Origin of the sequence: Pontimicrobium aquaticum, from assembly GCF_005047595.1 — a bacterium.
GTDB lineage: Bacteria > Bacteroidota > Bacteroidia > Flavobacteriales > Flavobacteriaceae > Pontimicrobium > Pontimicrobium aquaticum.
In genome coordinates, this window is record NZ_SUPL01000008.1 from 97,806 (window position 1) to 113,154 (window position 15,349).

13 protein-coding genes are annotated in these 15,349 nt (G+C 30.8%); 11 read left to right on the plus strand and 2 right to left on the minus strand.

The features are described 5' to 3' along the window. The first annotated feature begins 1 nt into the window (after position 1). The 11 genes from E5167_RS13790 to E5167_RS13840 are packed head-to-tail and all read left to right on the plus strand — an operon-like array spanning position 2 to position 13,096. Entirely contained in the window at positions 2-946 is a 945-nt protein-coding gene (locus E5167_RS13790) for an NAD(P)-dependent oxidoreductase (RefSeq protein ID WP_169301437.1), read from the plus strand. After that, the gene (locus E5167_RS13795; RefSeq protein WP_136844748.1) at positions 939-2,348 is read left to right on the plus strand and encodes a glycosyltransferase family protein; all 1,410 of its coding nucleotides are present in this window, start codon (positions 939-941) and stop codon (positions 2,346-2,348) included. Before E5167_RS13790 ends, E5167_RS13795 begins: the two co-directional genes overlap by 8 nt. Further along, a complete protein-coding gene (locus E5167_RS13800; RefSeq protein ID WP_136844749.1) occupies positions 2,327-3,427 on the plus strand; it encodes a glycosyltransferase family 4 protein in 1,101 nt (366 codons plus the stop codon). Before E5167_RS13795 ends, E5167_RS13800 begins: the two co-directional genes overlap by 22 nt. Beyond that, positions 3,418-4,557, plus strand: a complete 1,140-nt coding sequence (locus tag E5167_RS13805; RefSeq protein WP_136844750.1) for a glycosyltransferase family 4 protein — start codon at positions 3,418-3,420, stop codon at positions 4,555-4,557. Before E5167_RS13800 ends, E5167_RS13805 begins: the two co-directional genes overlap by 10 nt. Next, positions 4,554-6,098 carry a glycosyltransferase family 2 protein gene (locus E5167_RS13810; protein ID WP_136844751.1) on the plus strand — a complete coding sequence of 515 codons (1,545 nt, stop codon included), beginning with the start codon at positions 4,554-4,556 and terminating at the stop codon, positions 6,096-6,098. Before E5167_RS13805 ends, E5167_RS13810 begins: the two co-directional genes overlap by 4 nt. Continuing rightward, positions 6,098-7,093, plus strand: a complete 996-nt coding sequence (locus tag E5167_RS13815; protein ID WP_136844752.1) for a glycosyltransferase family 2 protein — start codon at positions 6,098-6,100, stop codon at positions 7,091-7,093. Before E5167_RS13810 ends, E5167_RS13815 begins: the two co-directional genes overlap by 1 nt. After that, positions 7,090-8,214: a glycosyltransferase family 4 protein gene (locus E5167_RS13820; RefSeq protein ID WP_136844753.1), complete on the plus strand. Its 1,125-nt coding sequence runs from the start codon at positions 7,090-7,092 to the stop codon at positions 8,212-8,214. Before E5167_RS13815 ends, E5167_RS13820 begins: the two co-directional genes overlap by 4 nt. Then, positions 8,211-9,293: a glycosyltransferase gene (locus E5167_RS13825; RefSeq protein WP_136844754.1), complete on the plus strand. Its 1,083-nt coding sequence runs from the start codon at positions 8,211-8,213 to the stop codon at positions 9,291-9,293. Before E5167_RS13820 ends, E5167_RS13825 begins: the two co-directional genes overlap by 4 nt. Beyond that, on the plus strand, positions 9,286-10,635 hold the full coding sequence (locus E5167_RS13830) for an O-antigen ligase family protein (RefSeq protein WP_136844755.1): 1,350 nt from the start codon (positions 9,286-9,288) through the stop codon (positions 10,633-10,635). The genes E5167_RS13825 and E5167_RS13830 overlap by 8 nt, the downstream gene beginning before the upstream one ends. Before the next feature lie 5 nt (positions 10,636-10,640). Further along, complete coding sequence (locus E5167_RS13835) at positions 10,641-11,648, plus strand: glycosyltransferase family 4 protein (protein ID WP_136844756.1); 1,008 nt, start codon at positions 10,641-10,643, stop codon at positions 11,646-11,648. A gap of 53 nt (positions 11,649-11,701) precedes the next feature. Next, positions 11,702-13,096, plus strand: coding sequence for a sugar transferase (locus E5167_RS13840; protein WP_136844757.1), 1,395 nt, complete (start codon positions 11,702-11,704; stop codon positions 13,094-13,096). Positions 13,097-13,107: 11 nt separating this feature from the next. Here the strand turns inward: E5167_RS13840 and E5167_RS13845 are convergent, their stop codons facing one another. Then, positions 13,108-14,268 carry a lipoprotein N-acyltransferase Lnb domain-containing protein gene (locus E5167_RS13845; RefSeq protein WP_136844758.1) on the minus strand — a complete coding sequence of 387 codons (1,161 nt, stop codon included), beginning with the start codon at positions 14,266-14,268 and terminating at the stop codon, positions 13,108-13,110. Then, complete coding sequence (locus E5167_RS13850; RefSeq protein WP_449421245.1) at positions 14,268-15,335, minus strand: putative type IX sorting system protein PorV2; 1,068 nt, start codon at positions 15,333-15,335, stop codon at positions 14,268-14,270. Before E5167_RS13850 ends, E5167_RS13845 begins: the two co-directional genes overlap by 1 nt. Between the last annotated feature and the right edge of the window lie 14 nt (positions 15,336-15,349).

Below are 15,349 nucleotides of genomic sequence, written 5' to 3' on the forward strand. Positions count from 1 at the left end.
GGTGAATAAATTAAAAATATACGTCTCAGGAATAGATAAAATAACTAAAAAAGCTTCTAATATATTAACAGAGAAGTTTGATATCGAATATGTTTATTTAGATTCTCAAGATGATATTCACAATGCGTTAAAAAACTGTGATGTATTTTGGTTTAGATTAAACCACAAACTAACTAGAGATATTTTAAAAGATGTTAATTGTAAATATATTCTCTGTGCAGTAACTGGCTTGGATCATATAGATATTGAAGCTTGTAATGACTTTGGAATTGCTGTTGTTAGTCTAAAAAATGAATCTGAATTTCTAAAGGAAGTTAGGGCTACTGCCGAACACACTTTTGGTCTCATGTTAGCATTAATTAGAAGAACAAAATTATCTTTTAATCATGTGGAATCTGGATTATGGAATAGAAATCTATTTCAAGGTACAGAATTATATAAAAAGAAAATTGGCATTTTAGGATTAGGTAGATTAGGAGCGATTGTTGCAAAATATGCAGATGCCTTCGGAATGGAAGTTTATTTCTATGATATTAAACCAAAACAAACGAACTCTAATTTTATTTTCTGCAATTCTGCTGAGGAACTTTGCTCAAAAGTAGATATACTATCAATCCATTTGCCTTATAATAAGAGTACACATTTTATGATAAATAAAAAACTACTCGATAACGTTAGCAAGCCAATTTATTTAGTAAACACCTCAAGAGGAGGCTTGGTTAATGAAGAAGATTTATTAGAAAAGTTGGCTTCAAATAAAATTGCTGGATATGCTACTGATGTAGTATTTGGTGAGCCAGATATTGCTAATAATGTATTGGTTAATTATGCATCTAAAAACGAAAATGTAATTATTACACCACATATTGGTGGATATACGTTTGAGTCCATTGAAAAAACAGAGCTTTTCATTGCCAAAAAATTAGTCGATTTAATTAATGAATAAACTTGGTTTAGTTATAACAGATGGAGTAGGTTTCAGGAATTACATTTTAAGTAATTTTTTAAAAGAAGCCCAAAACCAATTTGAAGAAATAATTATTTTTTCAGGTTTACCTAAATCGTGTTTTAATGACATTAATACAGATAAGTGCGTTATAGAAAACCTTGAAAATTACCGTGAATCTTCAAGAACTTGGATGTTTAGAAAGTTAAAAGAAGTTGCGCATCTTCAAAATCATAAAAAAGGTAATTTTGGTATTCGTACTAATTTGAAAAAAAACTATCCAACGTCCAAAAGTAAAAGAGCCTTGTTAGTAAAACTTATTTTTGCATGGACTAACTTTTTTAACTCTGAAAAGTGGATAAACAGGTACTATAAATCTCAACAAAAAAGCTTTAAAAATAACCAAACAACAAAGCGGTATATCTCATTATTAAAAAAATATAAACCAGGCCTATTATATTTTACGCATCAACGACCACCATATATTGCGCCTTTAATTTATGCTTCAAACAAAGTAAAAATAAAAACGGCAACCTTTATATTTAGTTGGGATAATATTCCATCAAAAGGAAGAATGAGTGGCGATTTTAATTATTATTTCGTCTGGAGTCATTTAATGAAAGAAGAGCTATTAAGTTTTTACGTTAATATAAAACCGGAACAAATTATAGTTGTAGGCACACCACAATTTGAACCTTATGTTTTAGAAAAATATAAGATTGAATTAAATGTTTTTACGAACAAGTTTGATTTGGATGTAACTAAAAAAACAATTTGTTATAGTTGTGGAGATGTGTCAACAAGTAAAAATGACCCATTTTACATAAAAACTATTGCCGAAGCTATATCAAGAAATAAAATTAAGCAACCAGTTAATTTACTTGTTAGAACATCACCTGTTGAAGATGCTACTCGTTTTGCTAGTTTAAAAGATGAGTATCCCTTTATTAAATGGAATTATCCTAAATGGATTTTGTCTAGAAAAAACCATCAAGAAACATGGTCGCAACGTATTCCTACAACAGAAGATATAATTGATTTAAAAGGTTTGTTGGCTTTTTCTGATATTGCAATTAATATGTGTTCTACAATGAGTTTAGATGCTATGTTTTTTGACAAACCTGTTATAAATCCAGTGTTTGGTAACAAAGAAAATGGCTTATATAACGACCAGAAATATTTAAAATACCAACATTATGAGCGTGTTGTTGAGAATAATGCAGTAGCTGTTGTAAAAACAGCCGAAGAGTTAATTGATGAAATTAATACCTTATTAGAAAACCCTCAAGCAAGATTAGAAGCACAAAAAGAATTGCTTAAATTACAAATTAGTTACCCATTAAAAGGTACTGGAGAACGAATTGCAACCAAGATAAACCAATGCATAAAGGAAACTATATAGCTGTTGTTTGTAACTATCAAATAAAGAATAACCGAATTGGTAGTATGGATAGGTTTTTTATTGCATTTAATAAAGCTTGTATTGATAATGGGTATGTTGTGGATTGGTTTTTTCCAAAATCAAAAAAAAATGAGTTATATAATGAAGTGAATTTTTACTCTGATATTGATTCAAACGTAGAGACTCTTTTTTTAAACCACATAAGTAAAACAAAAGCAAGTTATAATTATGTTTTCACTCATTTTATTGAGTTGTTTACACCATTTTACAAAAAAGTTAAGCAAAAATTAGATTGTAAAATAATTGCAGTAGACCATATGTCTAGACCAATTGACGGTTTTACTTTAAAAAAGAAATTGAAAAGAAAAGCTAAATTTTTTATGAATGGAAAATACATTGATAAAATTATAGCTGTAAGCCAATATATTAAATCGCAGAATCTTAAAGATTATAGTTATACTCTAAAGAGTAAAATTGATGTTATTTACAATGGTATAGATATAAAGCTTTACCACAAGACTAGTCAACAGAAATCAAAAAAGTCATCAAAATTTAGGTTTATTGTAGTATCTCATTTGGTTTTCGAAAAAGGCATTCAAGATTTAATATATGCTGCAAGTAAATTAGATAAAGAAATATTAAATAGCATAATTGTTGATGTTTATGGCGAAGGGGTTTATAAACCTAAATTAATGGATTTAGTCACAACTTTAAAATTAGAAGATATTATCAGTTTTAAAGGTAGTGTGGGAAATTTATATACATTATATAATAAGTATGATTTTATGATTCAGCCTACATATATGGAAGCTTTTAGTTTATCTATTCTAGAAAGTTTATGTAGTTATATTCCTGTTATTACAACACTAGTGGGTGGAAATGTTGAAATTATTAAAAATAGTATAAATGGATTCTTGTTTGAACCAAAGAATATTGAAGAACTTAAAGAAATTCTTATTGGTGTTTGTAATAATAAGCTAGAATTGAAAGAATCTAATATATATAAAGAAATCAGAAGCAAATACACTTTAGATATAATGGTCAATAATTATTTAAAACTTATAAAGCGATGCACATAGGTTTTTTAACTCCAGAATATCCACATCCAAGTTTATCTCCATCAGGAGGTTTAGGAACAAGCATAAAAAACTTAGCTGTAAAGTTAGTAGCTTCAGGAGTTAAAGTGACTGTTTTTGTTGTCTTTCAAAATCAAGAAAAAACTTTTGAAGACCATTCCGTAAAAATTAAAAGTATAAAGCTTAAAAAGCACAGATTTTTTGGCTGGTACAAAGAGCGAAAGCGCATTCAACACCTTATTCTAAAAGAAATTAATAAGGAGTCAATAGATATTATTGAAGCACCAGATTGGACAGGTATTTCAGCATTTATGAAGTTTTCTGTTCCGTTAATTATTAGATTAAATGGAAGTGATGGTTATTTCTGTAAATTGGAAAATAGAAAACAGAAATTTAAAAATTTTGTATTCGAAAAAACAGCGTTGAAAAATGCAGATGAAATTGTTTCTGTGAGTACATTTACAGGAATGATGACAAAGAAAATTTTCGGATTAAAAAATGACATCCAAACTATTCATAATAGTATAGACGTTGACCAATTTTTACCAAATAATTCAGAAATTAATAATGGACAAATACTTTATTTTGGTACAATTATTAGAAAAAAAGGCGTTTTAGAATTAGCTAAATCATTTAATCTGGTTGTTGAAAAAAACAACAATGCCAATTTGTTGTTAGTTGGGAAAGACGCCATTGATATATTTACAAAAGTATCAACAATTCAACTGTTCTATGATTTGTTATCACCAAAGGCTAGAGTTTCAGTAACGCATTTACAGGAAGTGCCTTATCATGAAATTAAAAGTTATATCCAACATGCTAATGTTGTTGTGTTACCAAGTTTTGCCGAAGCCTTTCCAATGACTTGGTTAGAAACTCTAGCCATGGAAAAACCTTTGGTTTCCTCAAATATTGGTTGGGCAAACGAATTAATGGTTGGTGATACTACTGGATTTACAGTAAACCCAAGAAATCATGAGGAGTTTGCTTCAAAAATTATTGAGTTATTAGAGAATCCAAAACTATGTAAATCGTTTGGTGAAGCAGGTAGATTAAGAGTTATTGAAAATTTTTCTGCTCAAAAAATAACTAATCAAAATATTGAATTTTATAAATCGGTAATTAACGAATGATTTTTATTTTACATAAAAAAGATAAAGTTATTAGTGTTTTTAATAAAAATACAAAAACCGAGGTTCAAAGTTCAAATACTAATTTAGTTGAGGTTTTTTTCGACCTTTCAAAGCGTTATAAAAACACGCTCATTATTTGGTGTGATGATGATTTAAAAGAATTTATGAACTTAACTGAATTCAGCACGATTTTTCATCATAAGCTAATAATGACTTCATATAGTACTTCTGATAATTATTATATTGATGATCGAATTGGTTATGTGGAATCATCCCCTTTTATAAACGTTAATAAAAAAGTTACTTACCCAACATGGTTAATGAGTAGTTGTATTGGTGGAGTAAATTCTGATGTTTTATCTTGTTACAATCAAAACGATTATATAAGTAAAACATTTAGTTATGTTATAAATTCTATAGCCAAAAGAGGAATGACAGAGGGCTTATTTTGTTATTCTGAACCGAACCTCTTAACAAAAAACACCTTTCAACTAAAAGGCTTTAAACCGTCAAAGTATGAGCTTTTTAAGTTTATTAAAGCACATTATCGGAGTCGATGGGCTTACTTGACTTTTTTTAATAGTTTGGTGTACGAAAAGCAATTATTAGTATTACCGTTTTTGAAATCTTTTTTTACTTCAAAAAAGAGGAGTAAACCAAATTTTGAACATTTAAAAATAGCTGTCAATAAAATAAATAATGAGGATATTAGTATTGATGTTATTATACCATCAATAGGTAGAAAGCAATATTTATATGATGTTTTAAAAGATTTAGCAAATCAAACATTACTACCAAAGAGTGTCATTATCATTGAGCAAAACCCAGATGAAGGAAGTGTATCTGAGTTAGATTATTTGAAAAACCAATCATGGCCTTTTCAAATAAAACATACATTTATTAATAAAACAGGGGCTTGTAATGCCAGAAATATGGCACTACAACAAATAGAGTCAGATTGGATTTTTATGGCTGATGACGATATAAAATTTGAAAAAGATATTTTAGAAATAGCTTTAAAAGAAATGTTCAATTATAGTTTAAAAGCAGCTACTTTAAGTTGCTTGAGGAAAGAAGATAAAAAAAATGAAAGACCCACGCTGCAATGGAATACATTTGGTTCAGGATGTAGTATTATTTCTAAAAGTATAGCTGAGCAAATAGTTTTTGATACTGCTTTTGAACACGGATTTGGTGAAGATGGCGATTATGGAATACAAGTTAGAAATATTGGAGAAGATATAGGTTACATTAGTAAACTAAATTTATTGCATATAAAAGCACCAATAGGAGGTTTTAGAACAAAAATCACACAGCCTTGGCAGAACGATAAAATTCAACCTAAACCATCGCCAACTATTATGTTGTTTAATTTGAAGAATCAATCAAAAAAGCAAATTTTAGGATATAAGACACTTTTGTTTATTAAGTTTTTTAGCAAACAAAAAAACAAGAACATTTTTACCTACTTTTTTAAAATGAAAAAAAGATGGGATAGAAGTACTTATTGGGCTAATAAACTTAAAAATTCTGTTTCATAATGACTTTCTCCTTAATTATATGTACCTATATGCGTACACAACCGTTACTGAATTTATTAAATTCAGTAAATGAGCAAACTCTATATCCTAACGAAATTATTATTGTTGATGGTTCTGCCAATAATGACACAAAGCAACAATTTAATGCAAACCCTTATAAAAACCTTAAATATTTCAAAGTAGAAGACAACCAAAGAGGATTAACAAAACAACGTAATTTTGGAATACAAAAAGTATCCAATGCATCTGAAATTATCTGTTTTTTAGATGATGATGCGGTTTTAGAAAACGACTATTTTGAACAATTACTTAAGGTATATAAAGTATACCCTAACGCTTTAGGAGTTGGAGGCTATATAACCAATGAAGTGATATGGAAAAAATCTGAAAGGCCTACTTCAAAAAAGAATTTTTTTTATGATGGTTGGGAGCGCAACGAACCTTTACGATTTAGAGTGAGACATTTTTTTGGGTTGCAACCCAATACAGCTCCATGTATCTTGCCTGAGTTTTCTCATGGGAGAAGTGTTAGCTTTTTACCACCTACAAGTAAAATTTATCAGGTAGAACAATTTATGGGAGGTGTATCATCTTTTAAAAAGGATGTTTTTAATACCATGAGTTTTTCAACTTATTTTGAGGGCTATGGTTTGTATGAAGATGCCGATTTTACATTGCGATTATCAAAAAAGGGTGAGTTATATGTTAATACTGCTGCACGATTAAGTCATTATCACGATGAATCTGGAAGACCTAACAAATTTAAATATGGTAAAATGGTAGCTAGGAATGGTTGGTATGTTTGGCGTGTTAAATATTCTAACCCTAGTTTTAAATCTAAACTTAAATGGAATTTGACATTTATAGTATTGATGAAGCTTAGATTTTTGAATGTGTTGACTTCAAAAAACAAAATGGAAGCATTAACCGAAGGTTTTGGACGGTTTTTTGGATGGTTATCGTTGATTTTCAATAAACCTAAAATCGAAAGATGAACTTTGTAATTATTTCTCATGTTCTGCATAAAAGCTGTAATGATAGTTTATACGCTTATGCGCCTTATGTGCAGGAAATGAACTTATGGTTAAAGCATGTAGATTGTGTTACAGTTGTGGCGCCTCTAACTAAAGAAAATGAGATGTCTGCAATTGAGATGCCATACGAACATAAACACATTAACACACATGCAATACCTTCTATTCAGTTTACTTCAATAGTAACATCAATAACATCACTGTTCAAGTTGCCAATTATTTTGTATGCCATTTTTAAAGCATGTAAAAAAGGAGACCATATACACTTACGTTGTCCTGGAAATATTGGGCTTTTAGGGTGTCTCGTTCAAATATGTTTTCCAAAAAAATCTAAAACGGCTAAATACGCCGGTAATTGGGATCCGAAATCGAAACAACCTTGGTCTTATAGATTTCAAAAGTGGCTTTTAAACAATGTATTTCTTACCAAAAACATGAAAGTCTTGGTATATGGACGTTGGAATGGAACTTCAAAAAACATAGTGCCTTTTTTTACAGCATCTTATCTGGAAAGTGAAAAAATGGAGGTCCCTATAAAATATTTAGATGGAAAAATCAACGTATTGTTCGTTGGTACCTTAAGCATTGGAAAGCAACCATTATTAACTGTACAGGCGGTTAAAAAGCTTTTGGATTTAGAGTATAAGGTTCATTTGGATATTTATGGCGAAGGGCAGCAGCGCCAAAGCATTGAAGACTATATTTCTGAAAACAATCTATCAAGTCATATAACTTTGCATGGTAATAAAGACAAAGCAACGCTTAAAAAGGCTTATCTAAACGCTCATTTTTTAATATTTATGTCTAGATCTGAAGGCTGGCCAAAAGCCATAGCCGAAGCCATGTTTTGGAAGTGTTTGCCAATAAGTACCAAAGTGTCATGTGTGCCAGAAATGCTGGATTATGGCAATCGCGGAAGTATTGTTTCTCCAAATATTGAATCGATAATTAAAGAGTTTGAATGTTACTTTAACAACAGAGAGGTTTATACAGATAAGGTTGAGAAAGCCTATCTTTGGTCTAGACGTTATACTTTAGATAAATTTGAAGCTGAAATCCCCAAACTTTTAAAGTCCTCATGAAAGTATTACAAATAATAGATTCTTTAGAAGCTGGAGGCGCGGAACGTATGGCGGTCAATATAACCAATGCCTTGTCTTTGCAAGATAATGTAAATTCATATTTGTGCGCCACCAGAAAAGAGGGTATGCTAAAAACCAGTTTAAATGATACTGTTGGTTATCTGTGTTTAAATAAAAGATCAACGCTTGATATTGCTGCTACTAAACGATTATACCAATTTATTAAAAATAATAATATAGAGATTCTTCATGCACATTCCACCTCGTTTTTTATAGTAACCTTAATTAAGCTGTTTAAACCTAATGTTAAAATTGTTTGGCACGATCATTATGGTAATAGTCAATTTTTAGAACAACGAAAATCAAAAATACTCCATGTTTGCTCTAAGTACTTTTCGCATGTTATTTGTGTTACAGATTCACTAAAAGATTGGGCCATGACCCATTTGAAAACTGTAAAAGTGGCCTATGTGCCAAATTTTGTTGTTAAAGATAGCGTTAAGCCATCAACTATTTTAAAAGGTGTAGATGGAAAGCGTGTGTTGCATTTAGCCAATTTAAGATCTCAAAAAGATCACTTTACTTTAATTAAAGCATTCAATGAAGTGATAAAAGAATCCCCTGACTATACATTACATTGTGTTGGTAAAGACTTTGAAAATGACTATTCAGCACAAGTTTTTAAATACGTAGAGGCACTTCAATTAAATACACATGTGTTTTTTTACGGAAGTAAGGAAGATATTTCCAATATATTAAGCCAAAGCGATATATGTGTGTTATCTTCAAAATCTGAAGGATTGCCAATAGCTTTATTAGAATATGGATTGGCAGGAAAACCAACCATAGTAACGGATGTTGGTAACTGTGCTGAGGTTATTGAAAATAATGTGAATGGTCTTGTTGTGCCTAAAGAACACCCAAAAGCATTGGCAGAAGGAATGTTACAAATCATTGGTAATACAGATAAGGCTAGAGAATATGGGAGGCTACTAAAACATACAGTAGAAGAAAATTACTCCCAGGACGTTTTTATAAAGAAGTTAACAACTATTTACAATGCAATACTGAATGAATAGGTTAAGAAAACATAATAATGAACTTTTTTTAATGCTTTTGCATTTAGCATTAGGGATTGTAATTTATACCATACCATTTAGCTCAAAACTGGTAAGTCTTGCAGTGGTGTTTTTATCGATTTTTATAGTATTGGTTGCTAAAAATAAGGTGTTAGCGGTACTTATAGCCTGTGCTTACGTTGCGACAAGCGATGTGTTTTTTAGAATGACTGGCGGATTGGTATTTTATGAGCTTCATAAGTATTTATTGATTGTTTTGGTCCTTATAGGATTTGTGTTCGATCAAGTACGAGTAAAAGGACAAGTGTATTTAATCTATGTTGGGTTATTATTATTGACGATTGTTTTTACATCTTATGACTATACGGATGCCGTTAGAAAAATGATAGCTTTTAACCTTGCGGGACCTGTATCTCTGGGAATAGTGGCATTTTACTTTTATAAGAAGAAAGTCACGATGCAGCAATTAAGTAAAGTATTGTTTTTTGCCCTCTTACCTGTCATTTCGTTAGTGGTGTATCTGTTTTTATATTCACCGAGTGTTAAAGATGTTGTAACAAATACAGAGTCTAATTTTGCGACTTCAGGAGGATTTGGCCCTAATCAAGTAGCCACTATTCTAGGGGTAGGTATGTTTATTCTGTTTGCAAGATTATTGTTTAATAAGTTTAAGGGAATTCAATCAGTTTTGGAGTTGCTACTTCTTGGGTTTATAAGTTTTAGAGGCATAGTGACATTTTCACGTGGTGGTATATTTACTGCTATAGCAGCAATGATAATACTAATTATATTAACATATTTGAGAGGCAAAAGAACATTTCGCTCTAAGGTGTTAATAGTACTGTTTTGGACGATCACCCTAGCAGCATTGGTCTGGTTATTGGCAGCCAACAGAACATCTGGTCTCATAGAGAATAGGTATGCCAATAAAAATGCAATGGGTGTTGAAAAGGAAGATGTGTCTACAGGTCGAAAAGTTCTATTTTTAACAGAACTGGATGCATTTATCGAAAGCCCTATTGTAGGTATAGGTGTTGGTAAAAACAAAGCGTATCGCTTTGATAAAACAGGTAAGGTGGCAGCTTCGCATAATGAGATTAGCCGCTTACTGGCAGAACATGGTGCTTTAGGAATTTTGGCCTTATCTATATTGGTTTTTTTACCGCTTTTACTTAGAATAGAGAATAGTAAAAATATCTACTTTTACTCTTTTTTTATTATGTGGTTTTTAACGATCAATCACTCTGCTATGCGAATAGCCTTTCCTTCGTTTATTTATGGATTATGCTTGTTAGATGTTACCTTTCCTAAGAAAGTAAATGTGAAAACTCAATCTAGTTAACTTTTATGATATTATATATTGGAAATAATTTAAAGTCTAAGTTAACAAACCAAACCACGTTAACGCTACTGAGTAACTTGCTGAGAGATGAAGGTTATTTAGTGAAGATTTCTTCGTCAATAAATAATCCGTTTTTAAGATTAATATCAATGCTTTGGGCTATTATTACCTATCGTAGAAAAACTGATTATGTACTGATAGATACTTACAGCACAAAAAATTTCTACTATGCATTGGTCACCAGTCAGTTGTGTAGAATACTAAAGCTAAAATACATCCCTATACTTCATGGAGGGAATTTACCTTATAGATTAGACAAATCACAGAAACTAAGTAAACTCATCTTTATGAATTCATATATTAATGTTGCTGTTTCAAAATATTTAGAACATGAATTTGATAAAAGAGGGTACAAATCTGTTTTCATTCCAAATGTTTTAGAAATTGAAAATTATACGTTTCAAAAAAGGGAGATTTCTACTCCTAAGCTGCTATATGTACGAGCGTTTGCAAGTATTTATAATCCAGAAATGGCAATTAAGGTGTTATATGAAGTTAAAAAAGAATATCCTGACGCACTATTATGTATGGTTGGACCTGAAAAAGACAATTCATTTAATTCTTGTAAAGCTTTGGCTAAAAAGTTTGGTATTGAAAACAGCATAGAATTTACGGGAATGTTGCCAAAAAAAGAATGGCATGAAAAGTCTAAAGATTATAATATTTTTATAAATACAACAAATATTGATAATGCACCTGTTAGTGTTATAGAAGCCATGGCTTTAGGTTTGCCAATAGTGTCAACAAATGTTGGTGGTTTGCCTTTTTTAATAGAGAATAATAACACAGGAATTCTTGTAAACAAAAACGATATAAAAGCCATGGCAAATGCTATAAGCTCTCTTTGTAAAAACCAAGAAACAGTCAATTATTTAACAATGAACGCAAGAAAACAGGTTAATGAATATGATTGGAGTAAAGTTAAAACTTTGTGGCATAATATATTGCAATAGTATGTTGCACAAAAACTATTTTACTTAGTATATTTAACACGTTAAAAAATACAATGTCAAAACATAAGGGAATCCATTTCGAAGTTTCTGAACGTAAGGTACTTTTACGTGTTTTTGATATACTTATTGTATTACTAGCGCTTGAATTAATAGGATACTATTTTCAGTTTGATTACTTTTTAGTAACTAAAGAGCAATGGTTGTGGTCCCTTATTTTAGGATGTTATTTAACAGTTTTTGGTACTATTTTCGAGTTGTATGATCTTAAGCAATCCAGTAAGCTGGATTCCACATTCAAGAACATTGTAATTACAGTATCGGTTACTGTTTTATTTTATCTCTTTACACCAATAATAACACCAGTATTACCAGATCATCGTATTGAGATTCTATACTTTTACCTTGCTATTATTATAGCTGTTTTTATTTGGCGTTATGCTTATGTAACCTTTATTACGTCTCCAAGGTTTTACAAAAAAGTAATTGTGCTTGGAGAGGTGTCAAACATTGAAAACCTTGTTAATGCTTTTACAACTTCTGATCCTAATTATAGAATTATTGGTTACATAAATAGTAATATCTCTAGTAATGAAAGTGTAAAGTTTAAAGGGTTAAAAGAATTTAGCGCTGGTAACCTTCAAAAAACCATACGAGAAGAAGGAGTATCTGAAATAGTGATAGCCATAAATGATTCAGAAACTATTACACCATATATTTATAACGAATTAACTCATCTTCTTGATAAAGGGCTTACCATTAGAGAATATACTCAAGTTTTTGAAGAAATTACAAAGCGTGTTCCAGTACAGTTTGTTGGTAAAGACTTCTATAAATATTTTCCATTTAGCAGAAGTAATCAAAACAAATTATACCTGCTTTACCATCGATTGATGGATATTGTTTGTTCGGTTTTAGGGATTTTATTCGGAATAATTCTTTTACCCTTTATAGTTATTGGTAATTTAATAGGAAACACAGGAAAGCTATTTTACATACAAACTCGCGTTGGTAAAAACGGCAGGCCATTTAAAATTTATAAGTTTAGAACCATGATACAAGATGCCGAAAAAGATGGTATGAAATGGGCAGATAAAAATGACATTAGAGTTACTGTATTTGGACGGTTTTTAAGGCGATCACGTTTAGATGAGATTCCTCAATTTTTAAATGTATTAAAAGGTGATATGAGTATTATTGGTCCTAGACCAGAACGCCCTTTATTTGTTAAGGAGCTTTCAAAAGTGATTCCGTTTTATGAAACGCGGCATACCATAAAACCAGGTTTATCTGGTTGGGCGCAAGTAAATACGCGTTATGGTTCGTCTATTGAAGATAGTTTGGTAAAATTACAATACGATTTATATTATATTAAGCATCGAAGCTTCTTTTTAGATGTAAATATTATTGTAAAAACCTTGAGTACCATGGTGTATTATCGAGGACAATAATCTACCTATTTTTAGTTGTAAAATTTCAGAAGAAAAACATATCGTATTATTAACGCTATAAAAAGCGGAATTAATCCAATTGCAAATACTTGCACACCAATTATCCAATGTAGTGTTAAAAGACAAAATAGGATTACTAAAAACTTTAAGTATTTCTTAAACCAATCATTAGGTGTCTTTTTTAATACTTGTCTAATAGCTAATAAATTTAAAGGTACAGCCCACAATAAGTTATAGTTGTTTGCAGTAGCTGTATGGTCTGTAGCAAACCAAAGTAGTAATAAAAATACACCTATTAAACCAGTAACTGAGAATAAACCAATATCTAACTTCTTGTTTCTAACACCTTTTTTATAATCTTTATAGGTAAGCCATATAATAAGCATTCCTAGAAGTCCAAAAATCATTAAAGGACTCATTAAAAATAAACTAGAAATAGGTCTGTCTCTTTTTTCATAAAGCGAACGCGATTGTTTTACAAGAGGTTTGTTGGAATTTGCAAACGTAGCTTTTTCAAAAAAGGCATAAATGTATTTTGGTAAAAACATATGCTCTTCTGGAGTGGCAGTTTTATCTATAACGGAACCTAAAGCCACATCAATACCTAGACTTCCCCAAGAATTTTTATTAACATGTTCATGTATTAAGGCTCTAAATGTTTTAGGATTAAAATTATCAGGTTGATTAAAAATTATGGACTCATCGAGCGACATCTTTAATACGTCTTTCATTTTGGTAGCACAATTATCATAAAAGAAATCGTAGAGATAATATATGTTTTCAGGCTTTGCATTATTAAGTAAAAAATTAAAAACTTGTTGTTTCTGTGCTTGAGTTAAGTCTAAAATTTGTTCGTCAATCGATCTGTTTTGCGAAATATAGAATTGAAAAAAATTATCATAAGAATTATGGGACAACTTATAGTTTAGCTTGCCTTGAGCGAATTTTAAGTAAAAGTTTGGTGTGTCAAAGTCAAACGTTCCATAATTAAATACTTCGTCTATTTGTCTTCCTTTATCTCGAACTCTAAAACCATTATGTCCAAAAGCATCCATTAATAATGTTCCAGGACCAACAGTAAGCACACTTATTTCAGCTTGATCTGAAAGTTTTAATTGCGCATTCGCTACGGTAGAACAAAGAAGAAATAGTAAAAGTAGCTTTATCCTCATTATCTAAAAATACTAAAATCTAGTTTCACTGAAAATACATTTGAATACAAAGCAGCACTTTGGTCGCCTATATCTGTAAAGGCGTAATCAATTTGAATACCTCTATATTTAAAACCAACACCAAAATTTGGCTGGAAACTTAATTGTTCAGTATTATCTATTTGAGTTTCATTTTGAAAATTTCCTAAGCCTGCACGTAAAAACACTATATCAGTATAGCCAAATTCAAAACCTAAAGCTGGATTAATACTAGCGAACGAGGTTGATATAATATCGTTGTTTTCTGCAAATCTAATATTTAAATCTAGTTCGGTTCTAAGTGTATAATCGTAATTAAACTCAAATAATTTAGACATGCCTATTTGCATTTTAGGTAGCGTGATTTCAGTCCCTTCAGGAGCTTCTTGATTTTCTCCTGGAATAGCATTTTGTATGTCTGCTAGTTTATCCTCATCAATTGCCCAAGCATTAAATGTGGTTGTAATATCTCTTATCATGACTCCAAATTGCCAATCGTTACGTTGAAACTGTACACCTAAATCGAGTCCGAATCCCCAAGAAGAGGCAAAGTCTCCAATAACACGACGAATTACTTTCGCATTCACTCCATAGTTTAAACCTTCAACAGGTAATTGTCGCGCATAAGAAAAAGTAAACCCATAATCGGCAGCCGAAAATAAGTTAATGTTATCGTAATTTACATTGCCTTGTTCATCAATAAGTTGTGTGGTGTCCAGAATATCATCAACTCCAAAGCGAATTATAGAAATACCAACAGCACTTCTATCATCTAGAGGTTTTGCAAAGGCTATGTAGTTGTAATTAGCAATGTTTGCAAAGTAGCTTGAATGCATTAATGCTATTTGGTTGTCTTCTAAATGAACCAAACCAGCAGGATTCCAATAGCCAGAATTTACATCATTTGATGTGGCTACCACAGCATTACTCATACCAAGTGCAGCAGCATCTACACCAATATTCATAAACTCATTTGAGTATTTTCTTGCTGTTTGTGCCGAAACAAGGCTTACACATAAAATAAATAGCGATGCTAAATATGTTTTCAAAAGGCAATTTCTTT